Annotated in this window: 26 protein-coding genes; 22 read left to right on the forward strand and 4 right to left on the reverse strand. The window is 68.9% G+C overall.

Going from position 1 to position 23,492, the window contains the following annotated elements; genetic code table 11:
• The first annotated feature begins 307 nt into the window (after positions 1 to 307).
• The 12 genes from ACYU96_RS15055 to ACYU96_RS15110 all read left to right on the forward strand — a co-directional run bounded on the left by ACYU96_RS15055 (position 308) and on the right by ACYU96_RS15110 (position 14,035).
• Complete coding sequence (locus ACYU96_RS15055) at positions 308 to 1,063, forward strand: hypothetical protein (protein ID WP_460755110.1); 756 nt, start codon at positions 308 to 310, stop codon at positions 1,061 to 1,063.
• 117 nt (positions 1,064 to 1,180) lie between these two features.
• Entirely contained in the window at positions 1,181 to 1,867 is a 687-nt protein-coding gene (locus ACYU96_RS15060; protein WP_460755112.1) for a hypothetical protein, read from the forward strand.
• 122 nt (positions 1,868 to 1,989) lie between these two features.
• Positions 1,990 to 2,967: a bifunctional DNA primase/polymerase gene (locus tag ACYU96_RS15065; RefSeq protein ID WP_460755115.1), complete on the forward strand. Its 978-nt coding sequence runs from the start codon at positions 1,990 to 1,992 to the stop codon at positions 2,965 to 2,967.
• Between the two features lie 206 nt (positions 2,968 to 3,173).
• The gene (locus ACYU96_RS15070; protein WP_460755117.1) at positions 3,174 to 3,377 is read left to right on the forward strand and encodes a hypothetical protein; all 204 of its coding nucleotides are present in this window, start codon (positions 3,174 to 3,176) and stop codon (positions 3,375 to 3,377) included.
• A complete protein-coding gene (locus ACYU96_RS15075; RefSeq protein ID WP_460755120.1) occupies positions 3,374 to 4,366 on the forward strand; it encodes a hypothetical protein in 993 nt (330 codons plus the stop codon). Before ACYU96_RS15070 ends, ACYU96_RS15075 begins: the two co-directional genes overlap by 4 nt.
• On the forward strand, positions 4,359 to 5,465 hold the full coding sequence (locus ACYU96_RS15080; RefSeq protein ID WP_460755123.1) for a ParB N-terminal domain-containing protein: 1,107 nt from the start codon (positions 4,359 to 4,361) through the stop codon (positions 5,463 to 5,465). Before ACYU96_RS15075 ends, ACYU96_RS15080 begins: the two co-directional genes overlap by 8 nt.
• A gap of 5 nt (positions 5,466 to 5,470) precedes the next feature.
• On the forward strand, positions 5,471 to 6,160 hold the full coding sequence (locus tag ACYU96_RS15085) for a hypothetical protein (protein WP_460755126.1): 690 nt from the start codon (positions 5,471 to 5,473) through the stop codon (positions 6,158 to 6,160).
• A 16-nt stretch (positions 6,161 to 6,176) separates the two neighbouring features.
• Positions 6,177 to 7,463, forward strand: a complete 1,287-nt coding sequence (locus ACYU96_RS15090) for a M23 family metallopeptidase (protein WP_460755128.1) — start codon at positions 6,177 to 6,179, stop codon at positions 7,461 to 7,463.
• Between the two features lie 85 nt (positions 7,464 to 7,548).
• Positions 7,549 to 8,292 (forward strand): TnsA-like heteromeric transposase endonuclease subunit, encoded by a 744-nt coding sequence (locus tag ACYU96_RS15095; RefSeq protein WP_460755876.1) that lies wholly within the window; start codon positions 7,549 to 7,551, stop codon positions 8,290 to 8,292.
• Positions 8,292 to 10,310 carry an integrase gene (locus tag ACYU96_RS15100; RefSeq protein ID WP_460755131.1) on the forward strand — a complete coding sequence of 673 codons (2,019 nt, stop codon included), beginning with the start codon at positions 8,292 to 8,294 and terminating at the stop codon, positions 10,308 to 10,310. Before ACYU96_RS15095 ends, ACYU96_RS15100 begins: the two co-directional genes overlap by 1 nt.
• Positions 10,307 to 11,392 (forward strand): TniB family NTP-binding protein, encoded by a 1,086-nt coding sequence (locus ACYU96_RS15105; protein WP_460755134.1) that lies wholly within the window; start codon positions 10,307 to 10,309, stop codon positions 11,390 to 11,392. The genes ACYU96_RS15100 and ACYU96_RS15105 overlap by 4 nt, the downstream gene beginning before the upstream one ends.
• Before the next feature lie 18 nt (positions 11,393 to 11,410).
• The gene (locus tag ACYU96_RS15110) at positions 11,411 to 14,035 is read left to right on the forward strand and encodes a TniQ family protein (RefSeq protein WP_460755137.1); all 2,625 of its coding nucleotides are present in this window, start codon (positions 11,411 to 11,413) and stop codon (positions 14,033 to 14,035) included.
• A 128-nt stretch (positions 14,036 to 14,163) separates the two neighbouring features.
• Here the strand turns inward: ACYU96_RS15110 and ACYU96_RS15115 are convergent, their stop codons facing one another.
• The gene (locus ACYU96_RS15115) at positions 14,164 to 14,565 is read right to left on the reverse strand and encodes a heavy metal-responsive transcriptional regulator (RefSeq protein WP_460755139.1); all 402 of its coding nucleotides are present in this window, start codon (positions 14,563 to 14,565) and stop codon (positions 14,164 to 14,166) included.
• Positions 14,566 to 14,621: 56 nt separating this feature from the next.
• On the opposite strand from ACYU96_RS15115, the gene ACYU96_RS15120 reads away from it, so the two are divergent.
• From ACYU96_RS15120 to merB, 4 genes are all read left to right on the forward strand, one after another.
• A complete protein-coding gene (locus ACYU96_RS15120) occupies positions 14,622 to 14,921 on the forward strand; it encodes a thioredoxin family protein (RefSeq protein ID WP_460755142.1) in 300 nt (99 codons plus the stop codon).
• A 76-nt stretch (positions 14,922 to 14,997) separates the two neighbouring features.
• Positions 14,998 to 16,350, forward strand: a complete 1,353-nt coding sequence (locus ACYU96_RS15125; RefSeq protein WP_460755145.1) for a dihydrolipoyl dehydrogenase family protein — start codon at positions 14,998 to 15,000, stop codon at positions 16,348 to 16,350.
• 105 nt (positions 16,351 to 16,455) lie between these two features.
• Entirely contained in the window at positions 16,456 to 16,902 is a 447-nt protein-coding gene (locus ACYU96_RS15130) for a MerR family transcriptional regulator (protein ID WP_460755148.1), read from the forward strand.
• 94 nt (positions 16,903 to 16,996) lie between these two features.
• Positions 16,997 to 17,650, forward strand: coding sequence for an organomercurial lyase MerB (gene merB, locus ACYU96_RS15135; RefSeq protein ID WP_460755151.1), 654 nt, complete (start codon positions 16,997 to 16,999; stop codon positions 17,648 to 17,650).
• Between the two features lie 176 nt (positions 17,651 to 17,826).
• Here merB and ACYU96_RS15140 read toward each other — a convergent pair whose 3' ends face one another.
• From ACYU96_RS15140 to ACYU96_RS15150, 3 genes are all read right to left on the reverse strand, one after another.
• Positions 17,827 to 18,306, reverse strand: a complete 480-nt coding sequence (locus tag ACYU96_RS15140) for a YdeI/OmpD-associated family protein (protein WP_460755154.1) — start codon at positions 18,304 to 18,306, stop codon at positions 17,827 to 17,829.
• A 524-nt stretch (positions 18,307 to 18,830) separates the two neighbouring features.
• The gene (locus ACYU96_RS15145) at positions 18,831 to 19,439 is read right to left on the reverse strand and encodes a cadmium resistance transporter (RefSeq protein WP_460755156.1); all 609 of its coding nucleotides are present in this window, start codon (positions 19,437 to 19,439) and stop codon (positions 18,831 to 18,833) included.
• Positions 19,433 to 19,804: an ArsR/SmtB family transcription factor gene (locus ACYU96_RS15150; RefSeq protein WP_460755159.1), complete on the reverse strand. Its 372-nt coding sequence runs from the start codon at positions 19,802 to 19,804 to the stop codon at positions 19,433 to 19,435. The genes ACYU96_RS15145 and ACYU96_RS15150 overlap by 7 nt, the downstream gene beginning before the upstream one ends.
• A 351-nt stretch (positions 19,805 to 20,155) precedes the next feature.
• Here ACYU96_RS15150 and ACYU96_RS15155 point away from each other — a divergent pair, with 351 nt between their 5' ends.
• From ACYU96_RS15155 to ACYU96_RS15180, 6 genes are all read left to right on the forward strand, one after another.
• Complete coding sequence (locus ACYU96_RS15155) at positions 20,156 to 20,461, forward strand: DUF6112 family protein (RefSeq protein WP_460755162.1); 306 nt, start codon at positions 20,156 to 20,158, stop codon at positions 20,459 to 20,461.
• 91 nt (positions 20,462 to 20,552) lie between these two features.
• Entirely contained in the window at positions 20,553 to 21,203 is a 651-nt protein-coding gene (locus ACYU96_RS15160) for a hypothetical protein (protein WP_460755165.1), read from the forward strand.
• A gap of 58 nt (positions 21,204 to 21,261) precedes the next feature.
• Positions 21,262 to 21,579, forward strand: a complete 318-nt coding sequence (locus tag ACYU96_RS15165; protein WP_460755169.1) for a DUF6112 family protein — start codon at positions 21,262 to 21,264, stop codon at positions 21,577 to 21,579.
• A 385-nt stretch (positions 21,580 to 21,964) separates the two neighbouring features.
• Positions 21,965 to 22,408, forward strand: a complete 444-nt coding sequence (locus tag ACYU96_RS15170) for a hypothetical protein (protein WP_460755172.1) — start codon at positions 21,965 to 21,967, stop codon at positions 22,406 to 22,408.
• Positions 22,409 to 22,426: 18 nt separating this feature from the next.
• A complete protein-coding gene (locus ACYU96_RS15175) occupies positions 22,427 to 23,029 on the forward strand; it encodes a WhiB family transcriptional regulator (RefSeq protein ID WP_460755174.1) in 603 nt (200 codons plus the stop codon).
• 172 nt (positions 23,030 to 23,201) lie between these two features.
• A complete protein-coding gene (locus tag ACYU96_RS15180; RefSeq protein ID WP_460755177.1) occupies positions 23,202 to 23,426 on the forward strand; it encodes a LysR family transcriptional regulator in 225 nt (74 codons plus the stop codon).
• Positions 23,427 to 23,492 lie beyond the last annotated feature (66 nt).

Genomic DNA, 23,492 nt, shown 5'->3' on the forward strand with positions numbered 1-23,492 from the left:
CGGCCGAGTTCGGCTCGTCCACTCTTCTACGCCTACTTGCCCCAGTCATGGCACTGCTCGGTGTCACGATCGTCGCCCGAGCTGACGCGGCGTTCCATCGCGACCGGCTCCGCGACGCCCGGTGGAAGCTATGGGTGGCCTGGGGCGCAACCGCCGCACTCCTCGTGATCTACTTCGCGCTCACCGTATGGGCCAGTCAGCAGGATAGATTCTGGCTCACCTTCTTCACGGCAGCTTGTCTCACCGTCGCGGCGACCATCAGCCTACGGACCGTACTACCCCTCGCCCAGCCCTCGATGGCACCATCGTGTCCCTCACATTCCTGCTGTTCGGCGTCGCGATACTGCTGCTCGGCATCGACGGGGAACCTACGCCCGACGTCAACCCGAACGTACGAACCGACGTGTTCCCGTTATCCAGGGCAACAAACCTGCTCCTGGGGGTCGCGGTTCTACTGGTCGGAGCCGCGATCCTTGGTAGGGCTGGCCGGAAGCTGCTGCTCCGAGGTGCAATCCTGATCAGCAGCCTCGCAGCGCTGCCGGGCGGCGCTGTGTTCCTGGTCGTCTGGAACCTGTCGGGGGACGTGGGTCAACTGCTACGTGGCGTCGCGCTAGTGCTAGTCGGTGGTTCAATCTTGCTCGCTGGGATCGGACTTCAGACCGATCGAAGGCTGCTGGCCAGCATCGGGTATCTGCTGGCCGGAGTCGCGATTCTGACGATCAGTGGCACGTTCCTGTCATACGGGCGCCTGCTGTTGGCTAGCTCAGTCCTCCTGGGCGGCGTCGCGATCCTGCTTGCGGGCGTCTCTACGCTGCCCGGTGTCCACCGGAAGCGACTGCCCGGCATGGTGATGCTGCTGGCGAGTGGCGCAATGCTAGTTGGAACCGCGGGCCTGGTTGAGGAGAGCCTGTTGGGGGCAGTTGCGACCCTGCTGACAGGTGTCGCCCTCCTACACGTCGGACTCGTGCTTCTGACCGATCGCGGACCCGCTCTCAACTGGACTCGGCGTGTCGCCCGGTATCTACAGGCACCTGTTCGCGTCGACAACGAGCCCTCGGAATGAGCACCATATGGCACCGGACGAGACAGTCACGTCCAGGCCGAGACAACTGTGGCGCGGGGCACGGTGAAATTGCCACGTAGGGACGGATGGCGGCGACGCACAACGCGAACGCTCGAATTGCTTGAGTTCACCGAAGATCAAATCAGTGGACTGCAGACTCGCGAGTTGACGCGTTTGGCCCGCTGGGTCGCGCCCATGCCCTATCGAAACTTCATGATCGCTGGCGCCGTCTTTGGCACTCTGCTTGCAACGGCCGTCTTCGTCCGCCGTACGAGCGGAACGCGGGACCTCCCCGAAACCGTCACGGCTTCAACCGTCGCCGCCGGCTTGGGCCTCTACCTGTTCGCTTTCGTGGGCCCGCTGCTCGCCTACTGGCTGAAGTGCCTCCTGGACCGGTCCCACGCGTTCGGCGACGCGGGGGCGAAGATCCTGCGCTGGTTGAAGCATCCCGTCACGAGCCGGCTCTTCCGCAAGGAGCAAGCCATCCAGCTTACGCGCCGGTGGAGTCGCGAAGGCCGCAGGAACGGTGTCGATGTCGCGTGGAGGGAACAGCGTGTCATGGACCTTCTTGGCGGTCACCTGACGGAGACCGCGATCGACGAGATCCATGACCTGATCCGCGGTTCTCTCCTTCGTGCCGCGAGCGGCGACATCGACCCACGGGCCTACGAAGTGGGTGGTCGGTGGACCGCACGTGGCTCGTTGCGGCTCGCAGCCGAGGTGACTGCATCCATTGTGCTTGTCGCGCCTGCCCTCTACTGGCTCGGCAGCATTCTGACCGCGTGGCTCCGGGGAGAGGCGTGAGGGGCCAGGCCCACGAGAAGTTGGGGGACACACTTTGACCTGCGCTGAAGCCATGTCCCCCACCGTGGGGGACATGGCGATGGGGGACCTCGCGAGGTAACTGTCAGCTTCATGGTCGGGGCATGGACATCACGTCTCGCCTCGACCTGCGGCCGCTGGCCGTTGTGCATCGTGCCGCCTCCTCCAGGACGACGGGTGAGGCCGCTCGCGGACTGGCTGACGCGGGTGTGCCGGTGTTCCCGTGCGTGCCCACGACCAAGCGGCCGGTAACGACCCATGGCTTCCGTGACGCGTCGACGGACCCGGATCGGGTGGCGTGGTGGTGGCGTCGTTGGCCGACGGCGAACGTCGCGATCCCCACTGGCGCCACCTCTGGGATCGACGTGGTGGACATCGACGTCCACGCCGACGGGAGCGGCTTCCCTGCCGCCCGTCGAGCACGCGACGAAGGTCTGATCCCCGGGTGGAGTCTCGCGGTTGCTACCCCCAGCGGCGGGATGCACTTGTACTTTCCGCATGCCCCGGACTCGGAGCAGCGGTCGTGGCAGTGCCCTGGGGTTCATGTCGACTTCCGCGGTGACGGCGGGTACGTGGTGGTGCCGCCGTCACTCGTCGTCGATGACGACGGTCGCTTGGGCACGTATCGCGTGGCCGTGACCTCTCGTGAGGCGCCCGCGCCTGTGGATGCTGCCCAGTTGCGCCAGTTCCTGGATCCGCGCCCCACAGCTCCGCCCGCCCGCAGGAGCTCCCCTGTGCCGTCGGAGGCCAGTGCGGATCCTGACCGTCTGGCTGACTGGGTCGCGACCCGGCGTGAGGGTGGTCGGAACGCGGGGTTGTTCTGGGCGTCGTGCCGGATGGTCGAGGCCGATTTCGACTACCACTCCACCCTCGGCTCGGTCGGATCGGCCGCCGTCCAAGCCGGGCTGGGCGAGCGAGAAGTGGTCCGGACCGTGCAGTCCGCATACCGGCGAACGCAGCCCCGCGACCCGAGCCTGCACTCCCCGTACCCCGACGGCGCCTCCGGTGACGCGTCGGATCTGTCTCTGTCCGATCCCGGTGACGACGAGAGTCATCCGAGCGATGAGGTGGTGAGCATCTGATGCAACGTCTCCCGCGCGAGCACGGCCCGCGCTACGAACCCCCGCAACAGCCCATAAGTCCTCCCGAGGGCCCTGACCCGATGGCATTCGACGATCCGTCTCGCCGTGAGGACAACTCCACAAAGCCTGACGATGGCCGCGACCCGGGCCGCCTGACGTGGGTGCGCGCTCGCGATCTGCCGGCCCAGGTCACGAGCAGGAAATTCGTGACCCGTGCGGTCCGGGCCCACGACCAGGCGATGCGTGCGCTGCCGCGACTGCCGTTCAAGGCCGCGGAGTGGGCACGTACGAAGCACGACCAGAGAGCCGCCGCCCGCGAGGAACGCACAGCCGTCGAGCTCGACCCGTTCAGCACCTCGGATGCGGTCACCGACCCGTCTGCCGACCCGGAAGGAATCGACCTGCCATGAACACCCTCACCACGGCCGCCACGACCAGCCCGGCCGACTCCCCCGAGTCCGAAAGCGGCGTGCTGGACTTCCGGACACCGCACGGCTTGCGCCGGCTGCTCCTGCGCCTGCACATGGACCAGCAAGAGGCCCTGGACCGCAAGAACGACACGGACGGCAAGAAAGACGCGGACGACAAGGACGACGGTGCCGAGGAGAAGGTCTGGGTGCACGACGACGAGGTCGCCGACCTGATGCGGTACTGCATGGACAAGTACGGGCACCTGGCGCGCAAGTACCGGCAGACCCCGGAGGATGCTGCGGTCGCGGCGTTCGAGGTGCTTCGTGCCCGGGCGACGGTCGAGGCCGACGACCCATGGGGGTCGGTCACCCGTGGCGTGAAGCTCAGGCTGATGGCCGAGGACCGCGCCGACGGGCTGCTGTGCGACCAGTCCCGGGCTCGTCGTCTGCTGACCTCGGACCTGCACGAGGCGACGCGGTTCAGCGAGTACGAGATGGACGGGGCCCGCTCGGTGGACACCATCGCCGTCGACCCGGCCTGGCTGGACACGGTCGACGCCGAACCTGCCACCAGCGCAGCCCGTCCGGGCGACGTCGCCCCGCGCGAGACCCGGATCGCGCTGGAGAACGCGACCGCGATCCTGGTCCAGCTCGGCTGGGACGAGCCCGCGGCGCGGGCGTGCCTGGAGTACATCTGGGAGCGCCTGGCCGACGCCGGCGACACGGCGCGTGCGTTCGAGAGCCTGCGGCGCGACAAGACGCCGCAGGGTAGGTTCGACATCACCCAGCGGCGATGGACGGCGCTGTGCTCGGTCGTCCTCGGCCACGCGCACCATCCGACCTACGCGGTGCGCGATGGTCTCCTGCAGCGCCTGATTCGCGGGGACCGCGTCAGTCAGCTCATGGCCGATGACCGCCTCGTGCGCGCGCTGCTGGCCACCTGCCCCCAGGTCGCCACGGTCACGAGGCTGGGGGTGCGCTGTGCCTGAGCAAGCGGCCCGGAGCCTGGATGAGAAGGCCGGCTACCTGCGCCTGGACATGGCGGTCGATGCGATCGTGGTCGGTGCCCGGCACCGCCGCGACCTGGGCGACATCGACGAACTGGCGGGGTCGATTGACCAGTTGGGGATGCTGCAGCCGATCACCGTCACGCCCGACGGCGTCCTGGTGTGCGGATGGCGCCGGCTGGAGGCGATCCGCCGGCTGGGCTGGGCGACGGTGCGCGTGTGGGTCCGGCAAGGCATCTCCGACCGCCTGCACGGAGTCCTGGCCGAACGCGACGAAGAGGCCCTGCGCAAGCCCCTGGACGACGTCGAAGCAGCATCGCTGTACCGGGAGGTCAAGCAGCTCCTGGCCGAGGACGCCGCCCGCCGCCAACAAGCCACCCAGTTCCAGGCCCAGAACAACCCATCGGGCACAGCCACGCCGCCCGTCACCGAACCGGGAAGCGACGGGGACGATCCGGACACCCGCGGTGGTGCCAATTTGGCACCACCGTCCGACCAGCGACGACGTTCCCGGGACCAGGCGGCCCGGCTCGTGACGGGCAGGAAGTCGTACACGCGCCTGGAACGGGTCAACGCTCTGCAGGACATTGCCAAGGACGCCGCCCGCCCGGACCGGATCCGCGCGATGGCCACCGATGCGTTGGCGCGGATCAAACGTGGCGAGTCGGTGTTCAGCCTGTACGACCAGGTCAAGGCCGAGCTCGCGGCCACCGACCCCGCCGCCCAGGCCGTCGAGCCAGTCACCACCGAGGACGTGGCAGACGTCGTGGCCGCCGCCGTCGACCGCGTCACCAACGGGCAAGCGACCCCTCCCACCGAAGCCGAAGACGAAGCCGAAGCCGATAGGCCGGAGGCGGCGCGGCCGGGCCGTCGGCATTCGCTGCGGGCCTGGGTCCTGCTGTGGGAGGGGATGGACGGCTGGTGGGAGCACTACGACCCGGCCGACGTCGCCCACGGCATCGACGAGGACGCCTGGGAGACCTTCGAACGCGTTCTTGCTCACACCGACGCGTTCGCCACCACTGCCCGCGCGGTGCGCGACCGGGCCGCCGCCGCAGCCCGGGATGCCGGGAAGGAGTGAGGACCATGCGAACCACGATCGCCACGCTGTTGAGACGACGCCGACTGCTCGTCGCCGTGCTCGCCCTCATCGGCCTCGTCGCCGCCGGGCTCATCATCGCGCGCTTGACGTCGCCGTCGGCAACGGAGCACTCCCCGGCGCCTCGCTCGTCCTCGAGTCCGGCGCCGTCGGCCGACATCCCTACCCCTGCCCCTCACCGGCCAGAGCCCACGGACACGGCGGAGCTGAACACGAGCGATCCGGACGAGTTCGCCGCCGCCGTCGCTCAGGTACTACTCAGCTGGGACACCACCGCCGTGGACGAACGACCGGACCTGACCCTGCGGCTCCTCGACGTCGCTGACCCGACCGGAGCCGAGACACCCGGGCTCCTGACAGACCTGCGTACATGGCTGCCCGACGACGCCACGTGGGCGCAGTTGCGCGAGTTCGAGACCCGGCAGTGGGCCGAGATCCGTGAGGTGATTGTGCCCGCGCAGTGGTCCGAGGCGGTGGCAGCCGCGCCCGAAGGATCGATGGCCCCAGGGATCACGGCGCGCACCGTGACGGGCGCGCTCCACCGCGCCGGCTTCTGGGAAGGCGAGCCGGTGGCCCGGCAGCACGACGTCGCGCTGACCATGTTTCTCGCGTGCGAGCCCGCTTTCGATTCCTGTCGTCTGCTGCGCCTGTCTGCACCCGGACAGCTACTGCACTGAGGAACAGGAGAACGGGATGCGGTACGTGATCCTCGCCGGCGTCTTGGCCGTCCTGTTCGGACCCGCCACGCTGCTGACCGGCTACGCGGTCTGGAGCCAGTACGCCTGTGCCCCGCAGGGGGACATCGCCCTCGGGGAGGTTCCGGACGGGCTGAGTGCCCGGACTTCGGATGGAACCGTGGTCGAGCTCGAGGCGACCCAGATGGGGCACGCGGCCACGATCGTGGCCGTCGGTGCCCGGACCGACGGGGTGGGTCGGGACGGCGTGATCGTGGCGGTCATGGCGGCGCTAACCGAATCTCGGCTGCGGATGCTGGCCAACGCGACCGCCTACCCGGACTCAGCGTCCTACCCGCACGACGGCGACGGGTCCGACCACGATTCCCTCGGGCTGTTCCAGATGCGACCCGCCGCTGGCTGGGGAACGGTCGCCCAGCTCATGAATCCCGAGTACCAGGCCCGCGCCTTCTTCGGCGGTACGACCGGTCCGAACCACGGCTCACCACGCGGCCTCCTGGACATCCCCGACTGGCAGGCGCTGCCCAAGGGTGTCGCCGCTCAGGCCGTGGAAGTCTCCGCCTTCCCCGACCGGTACGCCACGTTCGAACCCGTGGCCGAAACCGTCGTCGACGCTCTCACAGCCAAACCGGAGCCCGTCGGCGGTCCTGACACGTCCGTGAGCGATGGGCCGAGCGGGTGGCTCACCGTCGCTGCGGAGGGCGATGAGGCTCGCGACCCCTCTGCTCGGCGCGCGAAGCCAGCTCGTGGAGGCAACGGCCAGGCCGCAAGACATGGTGCAGCAGCCGCTGAGCAGGTGGTGTTCCCACTCCCCGAAGGCACGGGGACGAGGACGTCAGGGTTCGGATACCGGGTCCATCCGGTCACCGGCGAGCATGCCCTGCACGCCGGAGTCGACTACGCAGCCCCCGAAGGCACGCCAGTACTGGCACTGGCAGCCGGCGTGGTCACCTACGCCGGACCCGACCCGCTCGCGGGGAACCTGCTCGTCATCGAGCACACCATCGACGGCGAACTGATCGCCTCGGCCTACGCACACCTGGTCGACGGCACGATACGGGTGTCCGCCGGGGACCGGGTGGTCGCCGGGCAGCATGTGGCCGCCGTCGGCAGCACCGGCAGATCCACCGGCCCCCACCTCCACCTCGAACTCCGCCCCGGAGGATTCGACCGGCCCGCCATCGACCCGGAACCGTGGCTTCAGACCCACCGGGCGGCCCATCTCGACCAGGCCGCTGTAGGTTCTCATCCAACCTGTCGGTTTCTCAGTGATTTGTCGGAGTAGTTGTCATTTCCGACATTTCGTTGAGAATCTGCGGCGTGGCTGCAGGTGGCGGGAGGACCTGCTGAGGATGATCGTAGGCGTGTCGATGGCCTCCGATCGATTTGACTCGCTGCAGCTGACGTACTGCGCGGCAAACGGGGAGCGGGTCGAGACCAGCCTGGGTCGGGTCGCTGTGGCGGAGCTGGTGGCGGCGGGGCCGGTTCGGCAGTTCCGCTGGTACAAGGGCCGCACGTTCTACTCGGGCTGGTACTGGTCGTCCACGACGGGCGCGATGGTCGTCTACGAGAGCCGCCTGGAGCTGGCGCGAATCTTGCTGGCCGACTTCGATCCGGGCGTGCATGGCATCGTCGCGCAGCCGTTCCTGATGCGAGGACAGGTCGGTGGCCGGGAACGCAGCCACGTCCCTGACCTGCTGCTGTCGCACGCCGACGACGGCGTGACGGTGGTCGATGTGAAGCCGGCCCACCGACTGTCGGACCCGAAGGTGGTTGAGGTCTTCGACTGGACGGCGGCAGCGGTCGGTGGGCGCGGCTGGGCGTTCGAGTCCTGGTCAGGGACCGACCCGGTGCTGCTGGAGAACGTCCGGTTCCTGGCGGGGTACCGGCGCCGGAGCGTCATCGATCATCGGCTCAGCGATGAGGTAGTGGACCTGGTCGGCGAGCAGTCCACCCTGGGCGGGGTTGAACGCGCCGCCGAGCCCGCCGGACCACCGCAGCGAGTTCGGCCGCTGCTGTTGCATCTGCTGTGGGCGGGCGTGCTGGCGACCGACCTGTCGCTGCCATTGGGAACCGGCTCGCCGGTCTGGCGGACGCAGACGGGGATCGGCTGATGGGCGGACAGAGTGGGAACGTGATCGACCTGCGGGTCGGCGCACAGGTGGTGTTCGACGGTGACCTGGTGCAGATGATGGAGCTGGACGGTGCGGCGGCGGTGATCCGTAACGAGCGCACGGGCCAGTTCACGTCGGTGACTCTGGGGCGCTTGGTAGCCGGCTGCGTCGCCGCGGCGGACCCCTCAAGCGGGACGGTCGGGCCCGTCAGCGTGGGAACGACCCTGGCCGGGCTGTCCAGGCTGCAGCGCGAGCAGGTCTCCCAGCGCGCCGGACACGTTCGGCAAGTGCTGGCCGGTGACGGGTCCTCGCTGCAGGAGCGGATCGGAGCCAAGGCCGCCGAGCTGTCGGTCACAACCAGGACGGTGGAGAGGTGGGTCGCCGCGTATCGTCGCGACAGCGAGGCCGGTCTCGTCGATGCCCGGGTGATCCGCGGCCGAGGCAGCAGGGTCGATCCACGCTGGGATGACGCGGCCCGCACGGTGATGGCCGAGATGGTGAGCGACTCGACACCGAGCCGGGCGGCGTTGCTGGCCCGCGTGTCGGCCCGGCTGCTGGATGAGCACGGACAGGGCGTGGTCCCGGAGCCGTCACGCGCGACCGCGTACCGCCGCCTGGGCGAGCTGGCCAAGGGCACGAACGCGGTCGCGGGCAGTGCGAAGGCCCGCCGTTCGATCGCCGACCGGCCCACCGGCGTCTACGGCAGACTGCGGGCGACCCGGCCGGGTGAGTACGTGGTGCTCGATACCCAGGATCTGGATGTGTTCGCGATGGAGCCAGTGACGGGCCGGTGGGTGCGTGCCCAGCTCACCGTGGCGCAGGACCTGTTCACGAGATGCATCGTGGGTCTGCGGGTCACCGCGGTGTCCACGAAAGCGGTCGACGTCGCCGGCGTCCTCTACGAGGCGGTGGCAGGCCGGGCGGCACCACCGTCGTGGCCCAAGGAGGCGACCTGGCCCTACCACGGGGTCCCGGCCTACGTCGTCTTCGACGAGGACGGGCCGGCGTTGACGGGGCCGGTCTGCGCTCCGGAGACCCTGGTCGTGGATCACGGCAAGGTGTTCTTGTCGACGCACGTGATCTCCGTGTGCACCCGGTTGGGGATCTCGATCCAGCCCGCGCAGCCGCACAAGCCGACCGACAAGCCGACGGTCGAGCGGTTCTTCCGCACCCTGCGTGGGGGCCTGATCCAGCATCTGCCCGCCTACAAGGGACCTGATGTGCACTCACGGGGACAGCGGGTGCAGGACGAGACGTTCTTGTTCCTGAACGAGCTGGAGGACGTGATCCGGGAGTGGGTGGCAGGGGTCTACCACCTGGCCAAGCATGACGGGCTGACGGTGGCGCAGGTGCCGTACGTGAGGCTGTCCCCGGCCGAGATGTTCGCCGCCGGGGTCGCTACCGCCGGAGTGCTCCGGATCCCGTCGAGTCCCGATCTGGCGTTGGACTTCCTGCCGGTGATGGCCCGGACCATCCAGCACTACGGGGTGGAGGTGGGCGGGCTGCGTTACAACGGGCTCGCTCTGGACGGATACCGCAATGCGGCCAGCCCCTACGGCGGCGCGTTGGCGGGCAAGTGGCCGATCCGGGTCAACCCCGACGACGTGCGCCACGCCTGGTTCCAGGACCCGCACGACGACACCTGGCACCGGCTGGACTGGGAGCACAGCCCGCTGCTGGAGGCCCCGTTCTCCGCCGACGCGGCCGCATACGCCCGCCGCCTGGCCACCGCGGACCGACTCGACACCGCCCAGGCGTTGGCAAGTCTGCTTGGGCGGTGGAAGCGCGGGCTGGTCACCGACCGGCGAGAACGACACCTGGCCGTGCGTCTGTCGGCCGAGTACGCCGCGCTCCCGCTTCCCGGTGACGTCACCAGCAGCGACGCGCCCGCAGCAGACCACGACGCAGGTGCGCCGATCGACGCCCCTGTTGTGGTCGGCGAGGACGACGACGGCGACGATCTGGACGAGGCGACGGACGAGGACTACTACGAGGACGCGTTCGAGGTGCTCCCGTGAGCGGCCTCTACACGCTCTCGCGCAAGGAAGGCTGGCGGCGGTGGACCGACGCTCCCGCGCGAGTACGGCCCGAGCCGTTGAGCAAACTGCAGATCAGGCGGCTGAGTCAGGATGCCCGGGAGGATTACGACGATGCCCGGGCCGACTGGCATGCGAACTTCGGCACGATCAAGACCCCGCAGTTGGCCGCGATCCACGACGAGCTGGACCAGATCGTGGAAACCAACCGGCAAGACCCCGACCGGGTCCGCGGCGCAGCGGTCATCGACGCGTTGCCGGGCCTGGGCAAGACCACGATCGCGAACACGTTCGCCCGGGACGTCGACCGCGCCCAGCGGCGTCGGCACGGACCGGTCACCGACGAGGGCCACGAACGCCTTCCCGTGTTCCGGGTCGGGCTGACGTCGCGGACCACGCTGCGCACGCTGAACCGGATGATCTGCGAGTTCTACGGGCACCCCGGTACCGAACGTGCCAGCGCCGCCCAGCTGGCCAGCTGGGCGGTGGACTGCGTGCTGTCCTGCGACACCCGGGTCGGGGTGATCGATGACCTGCACTTCGTCGACCCGCACCGCCGCGACGGGATCGAGGTCGCCAACCACCTCAAGTGGCTAGCCAACGAGCTGCCCGTGACGTTCCTGTTCGCCGGCGTCGGGCTGTCCGAACGCCGGTTGTTCGCCGAGGGTCTGACCGGCGACAGCGCGGTCATGGCGCAGACCGCCCGGCGGTGGACGCGGCTGGAGCTGCCGCCGTTCACCGTGACCGACGAGTCCGGCAGGCGCCAGTGGCACAGCCTGCTCAAGTCCACCGAGCGGCAACTCGTGCTCGGTGCCGCACGCCCGGGGATGCTCACCGGCCTGGGCGACTACCTGTTCGCGCGCACCGGCGGCCACATCGGCTCGTTCATCACGCTGATCACCCGCGGATGCTACAAGGCCATCCGCACAGGCGCCGAAGAGCTCACCCGTGACCTGCTGGACACGATCCGGATCGACGAAGCATCCGAAACGGTCAGGGCGCAGCTGGAGGCCGCGTTCACCGCCGGTCGCCTCAGGTCCACACCACGCAAGCCGGCCGCGTGACTGATGCCGAGTGAGGTGATGCCGCTGGCACCGGTGCCGGGATGGCCGCGAACCCTGCCGTTGCGGGTCCGGCTCGCCCCAGGTGAAGCGCTGGACTCTTGGCTGCTGCGCCTGGCGCACCGCAACCGTGTCCCGCTGCGGCGGCTGGCGCCCCCGCTCGGGCTGGACGACTGGCTACGGATCTGGCGCAACTACGCCCTCACCAGGGGCATCCCGTCTGCGACGCTGCGCCGCATCGAGACACAGACCGGCCTGGTCGCCGGGACGCTCGATAGGGCGGTGCTGGACCAGTTCGACCCCCTGGGCTGGTCGCCGATCCCCGGGTCCCGGTACTGCCCCAGATGCCTGGCGCAGAACGGCGGGTGGTGGCCGCTGCGCTGGCAGCTGCCGCACACTTTCGCCTGCCTGACCCATCGTTGTCTGCTGGTCGCGGTCTGCCCTGTCTGCCACCGCACCCCGCACTCCCGGGTCTCGGACCGGTCCGGGCTGGCAGGCTCGACCCGGTGCGCCCTGGGCGCCACCCGCCACGGCCGGCCCTGCGACGCCGACCTGTTGTCTACCGACTGGCCAGCGCCCCTGCCCGACGACGACCCACGGCTGGAGGCACAGGCCTGGATCAACCAGCGCCTGGACCGCATGGACCCGGCCGCGGTCACCGACCTGCGGGACCTGGACGCCATCACCGGCTGGCTTCCGCAACGCGTCACGCTGAACGAGCTGGAGCACCTGGGGCCGGCGACCCTCGCCGCCGTCAGTTCGCACCGCGAACACAACAACGCCCTGAAGCGACACAACCCCGCCGCCTGTTTGGTGGCCGCGGCGATGGCGTGGCGCGCCATCGACATCATCGCCTTCGACCCCTCGAACGGGCGCCCGGCGACGTTGGCACCGCTGATCCGGGACGTCCACTACAAGCATCGGGTCGGGCAGGTGCCCACGAAGGGCGGCGTGAGCATCCTGTCGGTGAAGCGGCTGACCACCCTGTCGCCGCCGCTGCAGCGCAAGGTGCTCCACGGAATCGACCAGGACCTGGGTGTCTCGGAACGGCTTCGCTACCGCACACGCACCGTCTCCCCGCGCCCACCGGACCAGAATCCGGACGCCGCCGCCGATCGGGCTCGACATCTCCCGCAGCGTCTCTGGCCGGACTGGCTCGTCCGATTCCACCCGACCCACGGGGCGAACGCTGACGAGGTAGCGGTCACGATCGCGGGCGCCCTACTCATCCCGGGGAACCCGGAACGCAACACCCACGCCGCCACCGAGCTCACCACGTGGCGCCCCCACATGAGCAACTTCCTGAGCACGCTGGCCCGAGAGCACGCCGATGTCCTGACCGCGATCTGCAACATCGCCGAGCATCTGGACGACCACCTCGCGCCGATCGACTACCGCCGGCGGCGCGAGGTATTCGCCACCGTCGACCTCGCCGACAGCGAGTGGGAAGCCCTCTGTGTCGCCGGCCGGTACCCGCCCGGACGAGGTCCGCGACTGCTGCAAGCCCGACGCCACCTGTTCGCGCTACTGACCGGTGCCGACCTGGGCGACCCTCGACACCACCTCGCCCTGACCAAGGCGGACGATCGCGTCGGCTACCAGGCGTTCGGACTGCAGATCCCCACCGCGCTACGCGCCGCGCTGCACGACCACGCAGCCAAGCTGCTCACCGCCGCCGGTATCGACGAACCAGTGACCTGGAGCCCGCCCGCCAGCTGCGCTGCCGGACTGGCACTGCCCGGCCGAGAGCCCGACGACATCGACACCGCGTCACTGCGGAATCTGATCATCGGCGGCGGCGTCAGCCCCAGCGCTGCCGCCGACCTGCTCGGGGTCAGCACAGAACACGTCCGCTACGCGATCGGCCGACTGCACCTGCCCGCGCTGGAGCACCGGCGTGAGGGCCCGCATCGTCCGACCAAGAAACGTGCCCGGGCCGAACAGCTCCTGACCGCCGAGTTCTTCCATCGCGAGCACGGCCAGGCAGCCAAGGGCATCGCGACCCTCGCGGCCGAGACCGGGTTCTCCCGCACCATGATCAACCAGTACGCCAAGCGCGCAGGCGTGCAGCTCGCCTTCCGACGAATCAGTGACCGGATCACGAACCACGACGCGGCCCGCGATGACGGCATCGACCCCGACTGGCTCCACGAACAAGCCGGAACACTGCGCCGCACCAACACCGACATCGCTACCGAGCTCAGGGTCAACCAGGCGACCATCGCCAAGCTCCGAAGAGACCTCGGTATCCCACCCCTGCGCCCTGGCACCTACAGCGACCGGCTCTACCCCACCCTGCCCACCGAGATCCGCCGCGCGGTGGAGGGCAACCGCGCCGGCTGGCAACGACTGCGCCGCTTCGAAGAAGTCGTCGATCACCACAGCATCAAACGCGCCGCCGCCACCCTCGGACACCACCACCAGAACCTCAACCGGCAGATCCGCAGGCTCGAAGCCGACCTTGGCGCCCCGCTGCTCGTCCCCGGGCACCGCTACAAGCCGCAGACCACCACCCCGCTCGGACAACGCGTCCTGGAACAGCTCCTGCGACTCGAAGTCCGCGCGCTCCTCGACACACACGCGCCGCCTGGCGCGCACCAGCACCGTGAACCCCTGAATCGGCGCAGCCAGCAGCACGATCGCTGACGCGTTGGTCGTCCACAGCCACCCTCAAGACGATCCACGCCACGGAAGCAGTCACACGGGCGGCGGCCACAGTCCCCGGCGCAAGGGCGGGTGGGGAGGCGGCGGCCGGGCAGTGCCCTGGGCCGGGTTCAGCGCTGGCGGGTGAGGATGTGGCAGATGTCGGTGTCGGTGCAGTCTGCGGGGTCGAGGTCGTGGCTGCGTTCGATGAGCTGTTCCAGTTCCTGTTCTAGGAGGGCGAGCTCGGCCTGTCGGGCGTGGACGGCATCAAGCTTGGTGTGCAGCACGCTGGTGACGTGGGTGCAGGGCCGGTCGCCGTTGTCTCGGAGGTCGACGATGCTGCTGATCTCGACCAGGGTCAGGCCGGCGGCCTGGGCGGTGCGGATGAACCGGACACGGGCGAGGGCCGTGTCGTCGTAGGCGCGGTAGCCGTTGGCCTGGCGGCGCGGCTGGGGTAGCAGGCCCTGGCGTTCGTAGAACCGGATGGTCTGGGCGGGCAGGCCCACGGTGTCGGCGAGTTCTCCGATCAGCATCTGTTCAATCTACGCCCTTGACCTTGTAGTGCGGTGCAAGGTTTACGGTCCTTGGTATGGAGATCGTGCTGCAGTACTTCGACGGGTGCCCGAACTGGAAGGTCGCCCAGGAACATCTCGAGGTCATCGCTGCGGAACGGCCGGATGTCACGGTGACTCGTCAGCTGGTCGAGACGTTCGACCAAGCCGAGCGGGTCGGTTTCCGCGGGTCGCCGAGCATCCTGGTCGACGGCGCCGATCCTTTCGCGGACCCGGATGCCGGTGTCGGGCTGGCGTGCCGCATCTACCAGACGCCGGACGGCCCGGCCGGTGCCCCCACCATCAACCAGCTCCGGGCGGCACTCGAGCGTCCCTGAGATCCCGCCACCGCCGACCTCGACGGTGTCGCCGGTGCGCCGCCCGGACCCGGGGTTGTCGGAGCAAGGAGAAGCCGTGACCACGAGGTATGACCTGATCGTGATCGGTGCCGGGATGGCCGGGATCGCCGCGGCGCACAAGTGCGCGTCGCAGGGTTGGCGGGTGGCGATCGTCGACGTGCTGCCCTACGGCGGCACGTGCGCGTTGCGGGGCTGCGACCCGAAGAAGATCCTGCGGCGTGGCGCCGAGATCATCGACGCCGCCGCTCTGATGCGCGGCAAGGGCATCGACACCGCCGGCCTGTCGATCAACTGGGGTGACCTCGTGGGGCACAAGCACGGGTTCACCGACCCGGCCCCCCGAAAGGCCGAGGACGGTCTGGCGCGCAACGGCGTGACCACGCTGCACGGCCCGACCACGTTCACCGGCCGGAACCGGGTCGAGGTCGACGGCATGCCATACGACGCGACCCACTTCCTGGTCGCCACCGGAGCGCGCCCCCGGCCGCTCGACTTCCCGGGCCACGAGCATCTGGTCGACAGCACCGGCTTCATGGAGCTGGCGGTGCTCCCGCGGCGGATCCTGTTCGTCGGCGGCGGGTTCGTCTCCTTCGAGTTCGCGCACATCGCCGCGCGCGCCGGGGCCAGCCCGGTGATCATCGATCGTGGTCCGCGGCCGTTGAAGGGGTTCGATCCCGACCTGGTCGAGCTCCTCGTCGCCCGCGGCGCCACTGCGGGTGTCCAGGTGCGGCGCTCGACGACCATCACGCGGATCGACAAGACCCCGGTCGGTTACCAGGTCACCCTCGACCGGGCAGGCAACGCCGAGACGGTCGAGTACGACCTGGTGGTGCACGGCGCGGGACGGATCCCCGAGCTGTCCCGGCTTGCCCTGGACGCTGCCGGCGTCGCTTGGGGCGAGCGTGGCATCACGGTGGCCGGTCACCTGCAGAGCACCACCAACCCCGCCGTCTACGCCGCGGGAGACTCGGCGGACACCCCGGGGATGCGGCTGACCCCGGTCGCGGTCATCGAGGGCAAGGTCGCCGCGTCCAACCTGCTGAAGGACGCCATGACGGTGCCCGATTACACCGGGATCCCGACCGCGGTGTTCACGATTCCCGAGCTGGTCCGGGTCGGCCTGCTCGAACACGAGGCCCGGCAGGCCGGTCTGGACCTCGAGGTCCGCTACACCGACACCAGCGGCTGGTACTCCAACTACCGGACCGGGGAGACCACCGCGGCCAGCAAGATCCTCGTCGACCGGACCACCGACCAGATCGTGGGCGCGCACCTGCTCGGGCCCGGGTACGGAGAGCTGATCAACACCCTCGGGCTGGCGATGAAGCTCGGCCTGACCACCCGTCAGCTCAAGTCGACCACGGCCGCCTACCCCACGGTCGGGTCCGACCTCGGCTCCATGCTCTGACAACGCCTCGACGCCGGCCACGCAGATGCGGCCGAGTACACGTAGGACAAGGCAGGTACGACTGCACGGGTAGGACAGAACGGGAAGGACACAGGGAGGACGGCGATGACGAGCAGCGTGCTCCAGGACCACATGACCGTCGGTGAGCTCTCGAGCCGCACCGGCGTGTCGGTCAAGAACCTGCGCCAGTACACCGACTGGGGACTGATCTACTCCGTCGGGCGCTCCGCGACCGGGTACCGGCTCTTCGACGACCAGGCCCTGTGGTGCGTCGAGCTGATCGGCCTGCTGCGCGGGCTCGGCCTGACCATCGCCGAGATTCGCGACCTCACCCACACCCTGACCCACCCGCCGCATCGGGGCCAGGGTGCCGGGACGCTGCTGGCGCGGCGTCTGCACGAGTCCCGGTCACGCATCGATGGCCGGATCAGTGACCTGCAGCAGACGCTGGCGCGGATCGACGCCTACGAGAGCGACCACCAGGCCGAGCTGACCGGGCAGGCCGAGGCCTCCTGGGCGCGTGGTCCCCGGTCGTGCCCGGACTGTGCGTGACGTGCTTGACCCTCACCCCGGGGGCAGACCGTAGCGTCGCGGTCACAGGAACAGCACGACGGGAACAGCACGACAGCTGACACAGTCCAGGAGGGTGATCGAAGTGAGCGACGAGCAGATCCAGGCAGGCGTGCAGAAGCTGACCGGGGTCGTGAACGCGAATCTGGGGATGACGGACATGTTCGTCCGCCTGTGGCGGCTGCTGGCCGAGACCGGTGAGCCGGTGTCCGTGGCGCGGCTGGCCGGCGACGGCGGGTGGCCTGTCGAGAAGGTTCAGGCCGAGCTCGAGAGTCAGCCGGGGACCGACTGGGCCGAGGACGGCCGGGTCGCGGGCTTCGGGCTGACACTGCAGCGCACACCGCACGCGTTCACGTTCGAGGACCGGACGGTGTACGGGTTCTGCGCCACCGACGTGGTCAACTTCCCCGTCATCCTCGGCCGCGCCGGCACCATCGAATCCAGGTGCCCGGCCACCGGGCAGCCCATCCGCATCGAGCTCAGCCCCGACGGGGTGCTCGACGTGGATCCGCCCGAGGCGGTCGTGTCGAAGGTGCACCTGACCCAGGCCGTGGCAAACATCCGGGACCTGTGCGACCTGGGCCACTTCTTCAGCTCACCACAGTCAGCCGCAGACTGGCTGACCGCGCACCCCGACGGCCAGATCGTCCCTGTCGCCGAGGAGTTCGAGGTCGGCCGGCGCGCGATGGACGAGCTGGGCTGGATCGCACCTGCGACAAACCGACCCTGATCAGCGCCGGCTCCGCCGCGCTTCGACAGCAGGCCGACCCATCGGCCTGCTGTTGTGCGTGCCGCACATGCGCGAAGCCGGTAGCGACCTCCAGCAGCACCCCGCCACCGTTCAGGAAGCTTCTCCACGGAACCTGTCGGCAGATGGGTGGCCGCGAGGTGCCGATACCTGCGGGCTCATTCTTTCGGTCGTTCCTTCTGGCCGTCCTGGAGCAGGCGAACGACCTCGGCGATCCGCACCGGGCGTTGGTCGGGGCGGCGCTTGGTGGCCTCGATCCAGCGCAGGTAGGCCTTGCGGTAGAACTGGGCGAGCGAGTCGAAGAAGGCACCGGCGTCGGGGGCAGCGTCCAGGGCCGCGGCGAAGTCCGCGGGTAGGTCGGTGCGTTGCGGCCCCTCGGGGACAAGGACCACCTGCACCTCGTCGCCAGTAGTCAGCCGCGCGTCCCGGCACCACGCGGGCCCCAGGACGAGCACCGACCTGTCCGTGGTCTGGTCGAGCACGCCCCGCAGCCCGAGCCCGTTCAAGGTCCCGGTGACGTGATGACGTGGCTTGGCACCCCAGGCCGTGTCTGGCTCGAACGGAAGAGGCACATGGGTGCGCCCGCGCGCATCGATCCGAACGACGGCCGTGAACTGCATCGCTCGCACTGTTCCCACCGGACCCACGGTATCCGGGCCACCATGTAGTAGCCGCGCCAGCCCACCCGCGCCGGGTCCCGACGGCGTGGATGGTCGCCGTCGAAGAGCAGCGGCACGCGCAGTGCCTCTGGTCTCGTATCGATCGCGCAGACCTGGTCCGCACGCTGTTCGTCGCCGCGCGCGCGGTGGCCGTCGCGTTCGGTCTTGACCTGGCCGTGGCCGACGGTCCCGGTCCTCGCGCTGGTCGGGCTGGTCGGGCTGGTCGTGGGCTGATGGCCGATCCTGGTCGAAGCGTGGGGGAACCTACGGGCCCGGCGGATGAGCATGGAGCTGCCCGTGTTCATCGCGATCGTCGCCGCAGCGATCCGGGAATGGTCACGGCTCTGGCGATCACTGCCTTCGTCCTGGCCGTGGAGATGCCACCGACGTACCGCGCGGCGCCGTTGATGGCGCTCCGCGGGGATCGGGCAGTAGTGCGTGTGCGCGTCCAGCCTGTCCGGTGCCGATCACGACGCGATCGTGGTCGGTACCGACGCTGCGGGTTACAACAGCGAGGAGATGTGGGACAAGGTTCCGGACTCGAGCAGGATGTACACGCCGAGGCCGATGAACACTACGGGCACGAGCCAGTGCTCGACCTTTTCTAGTGCCTCGGTGACCTTCTCGTGGGTGCCGATCGTCTTGGCGAGCAGGCACCACCCGGCGAGCAGGACGAGGAAGACCACGATCGTGACCAGTGCGTCGGTGGTGGACATGGTGCGGAACACCGGGGTGTAGATCGCGATGTTGTCCCCGCCGTTGGCGATCGTGATCCCGGCGACCCCGAGCAGCCCGACCGCCTTGAGCGCGGACTCGGCCTCATCGTCGTCGTCCTGCCCACGCAGCGTGCGCACCAGGGCCAGGACACCGATCGCCAGCGGGATCAAGCCGAGCAGCCCGACCCACTCGTCCGGCACGATCGTCAACCCCAGGGCGGCCAGGAAGCTGACCGCGATCAGGGCGATCAGGCCGAGATACTGCCCGGCCACGATCTGCCAGCCACGCAGCCGTGACGATCGGGCCGAGGCGGCGAACAGGACCGTGAGGACCACGATGTCGTCGATGTTGGTCGCGACGAACAACCCGGCCGCGGCCGCGATCGTGCTCAGCATGCCGAGCCCTGCGCGTCCACGCCGTACGTCGGGCACAGCGCCACCACGCTGCCGGTGGCCGCGAGCAGCGTCTCGGCCGCTGCGAGCAGGTCCAGCAACTCCGGGCGCGCCAGGGAGTAGAACACCCGCCTCCCGTCCATCCGCCCGGTCACCAGCCCACAGTCCTTCAAGCACGCCACGTGGGCGGACACCGTCGACTGCGCCAGACCCAGGTCTGCCGTCAGCTCCGCGACCCGCGCCTCACCCGAGGCGAGCCGGCGCATGATCGCCAGCCGCGCGGGATCGCCCAATGATCGGAACAACGCGACCGCCGGCTCGATGTCCACCGTGCTCGCCGCACGCACTTCCGTCTCGATGATCGTCATGGAACGATAATACCCGGTAACTGGCGATCATAAGCACCAGCGGCATCGCGCTTGAGTCGAGAACGCTTCGGTATCACGGCCGACGGCGGCCGGGCTCGACACGGAAAGTCGGCGTCACGGACGCCGCCGCACACCTAAGGCACGACGCAGCAGGCCCACTACAACCAGGCCAGCCAAAGCGCGAAGTCCGAGGGAAGCGACAGATCGGTGAGACGAGATGGCCGACAAGACGTTGAGAAAACCCTTCGAGACTCACGTCCCCCGGCCTGTCGACCGACAAGTGCGACGAGAACCTACAGCCGCCGTCGTTGACGCCCTGCCCGGCCGGGCGTGCTGGGCAGGAGCGCGGCCATGATCGCCGTCGTCGACGATCGTGCAGCCGGGCTCTTGGCGAGCGATGTTGCGCCAGACTTTCGCGCGGTGGGCGGCACCGAGTTCAGCGAGGTGGTTGGCGCGCTGCTGACGTACGGGCTGCTGACCTCGGTGGTGATGCTGGTGGCGTGCGCCGCCGGATGGGCGCTGGGTGCCGCGGCCGGAGACTGGCAGAGCACGACCCGGGCCCGGGCCGGCGTGCTCGTGGCCCTGGGCGGTGCGGTCCTGACCGGTGGGGCGCTGGCCTGGACCGGCTGGCTGATCGACCTCGGCTCCCGGCTCTGACACCGCCTGTCGCGGCGCTAACCGTGATCCGCCGTCGGTCTCCCTCGGTGCACCTACGTCGCGACAGCAGCCGCACGCGTTGGAGGCTCCCATGCACAGTCAGCCCCAGGCCCCGCAGCCCGACCCCCGCGTCGGCCCGGACTACGAGACGATCCTGAACGCAGCGCCCGAAGACGCCCTCACGCTCGGCGTGGACGGCCACGACATGCGGGCGAACGCCCAGCGGGCGCAGATCGCCGCCAGGCTCGACGTCGAGTTCCAGCGCCGCGAACAGCGCGCGTGGGCGGATGCAAGGCGCCCCCAGGCACCAGATCTCCTCATGCCGTTCGGTGCTGGGCTGGTCGCCGATGCCGCAGGAGACCTGCGCCACGTCCTGGACACGCACGAACCCGAACTGATCCGCCAGGTACTGCACCGGCAGGGCAAGTACCGACAGTACGTCGACGTCGAAGGGGACGGTTCGATCCGGGATAGGGTGCCGTCCGCTGAGGAACGACGAGTCGCGGAGCGGGAAGTGGCTCGGGTCCGCGCAGTCCTGGCCGAGCGCGGTGCGCTGGGCCCTGAACGCCAATCCGCCGAGCGCGCAGCAGTGACCACTCAGCCGGCCTGCCGGGCCTATCACCCGCCCGGCGCCGACCCGTACCAGTCGCCCGGCAGCGTCAGCGACGAACCCTGGGCCTACCCGCAGTATGGGCACGCCGACGAGGCTCACGACGACGCCGAGATCGATCCACCGTTCTGATTCCCGTGGCGCTCATCTGCTGCTCTTCACGGCGGCAGGTGTAGCGCACCTGCCGGGTATGAACACGAACCTCGCGACACGGTCTGCGGCCGGTCAGATCGACATCGATCCCAACACGGATGGGCTGCCTGGTATCACCCAGCTCGAAGAGATCGTCGGTGCCATTATGACCATCGGGCTGATCCTGGCCGTCCTGGCGCTGATCGTCTCGGCGATCGTGTGGGCCTTCGGGTCCAACTCCTCCAACCCGCACCTGGCCTCGCGCGGAAAGTCCGGCATCCTGATCGCCGCGGCGGCAGCCCTTCTGTGTGGGGCGGCAGTGGCGCTGGTCAATTTCGGGTGGGATCTCGGTCAGACGATCGCGGCAGGTGCCTGATTGTAGGGATCCATCGAAGATGTCACCTGGAGCGGGACACTTGTCATCGAGTTGTCCCTCGAGCGCTCCTACTCGTCACTTTCGGCGCGTCGCACTGGGTGATTTTCCCCGTTTGGACATGTTGATGGTTTCCGCCGTGCTGGTGGGGTCCTAGACGGGGAGGGCTGGCCATGAGTGCTGGCAGCACGGTCAGCTTCAGAGACGGCTCGGGCCGGCACGCGGGACTCCGGTCTCGTCGATCTGTGGAGCGACCGATTCCATCGGAGCTCCGTACTGCCTTGCCACAGGCCTGGCGGTTCGGCGTGTCGCCGACGACACACCCGTCCCCGGAAAGGCTCACCGTGATTCATGGACGAGCCGGGCATCTACGCAGGAGAATCCGCCTGTGCAGTCAACGGTGCAGTCGGGAGTCGAGCAAGCACTCGAGCGATCACTTGAGCGTCAGCGCTGGCGTGTTGACGGTGCAAAGGTAGTGGTGGTCTTCGCGGGTGGCGCGGGATCCACGTTCGTCACCGCTGCGTTGCAGAAGCTCGGCGCTACTGAGATGACCGTCGCGTCCCTGGCGGTGCTTGCGGTGTCGGTGGCGCTCCTCATCGCGTCATTCTTCGCGGATCGGCTCCACGAACCAGATGTGCCAGGCGTCCTGGCTGAGGCGACGTTGCTCGACTGGGATGGTGAGCTGACGTCGACCGAGCTGCTGGTTCGTCTCTACAGATCCGTACAATTCAATGAGTGGATCGTTCGCCTGGTGCTGGGGCTCAGCCTCGCCCAGGTGATGATGGCCGTTGTTGCCTCTGGCCTTGCGGGTCTGGCAATGCTCAGCGCTTGATTCCCGGGAGGTTTACCGATGCGTGACGGATTGAGGGCAACGGGGTGGGGGCCAATCGCGATACCTGGCGAGAAGGCCCGGTTAGCGAAGGTCAACGAGGAGGTCGCCGAGTTTCTTCGCGGGCTCGATCGGGATGTCGGTGACCATCCCGACTCGGCGGGAGCGGCGGAGGACGTCGGCGAGGCAAGACCTCAAGCAGTATCCGATGAATATGCGATTGGATCCAATCGCCGCCCGACTGATGCGAAGAGCGTCTGGGACATTGATGCCAATGCAGTAGTCCCCGACCCGACGGCCAGCGTTTCAGCATACCTACGTCTCGTTCCAACTCGAGAGCACGACCTTGTTCGCGATGGCGAGGTGCTCTATTTAACCCAGGGCGCGCCCCTGAGTGACGAAGCGATCCCTTGCGCGGCAGATCCTGATCTCTGGTTTTCCGAACACCCCTCGGCCATTGAGGAGGCGAAGCGCCGGTGCCAAGACTGCCCCCTGCTGCACCCCTGCCTGCAGGGGGCCCTGGAACGCCGCGAGCCTTGGGGCGTGTGGGGTGGCGAACTCGTTGTAGACGGCGTGGTACGAGCGAAGAAGGCTCGCAGGGGGCGGCGGAGACCTGCGTCCTGAGTGGAAGGAGAGGCGCAGTCGTCCTGGTCCGAAAACGGCATGAGCAGCGGATCCCGCCGGCGGCAGCAACATCAACCGGCACGCCACAGGCGGCCGACACCCCTCACAGTTGCCCCAGCCGCTGCGCGACGCGCTCCGCGGGACAGGCGCCCTGCTCCGCCTCGAGCGCTTCGTGACGCTGGCCCACCAGCCCAGCATCAACCAAGCCGCCCAGGTCCTCAGCTGCACCGGGCCGAACCTGCTCCATCAGCTGACCCTCCTCGAACGCGCCAGCGGAGGACGACTCCTGCAACGAAACGAGAACCGTCGAGGCGCGACCCTCACACCTCTCGGTCAGGACCTGTGCCACCAAGCACAAGAGCACCTCGGGATCACGCCGATCCGCCCGACGACATGAAGAGAACCGCTCATGGCCGAGGAAAGTGACAACTTCGATGCACGCTCCACGCCAGCAGACCTTCCA

The organism is Myceligenerans cantabricum, assembly GCF_054777735.1.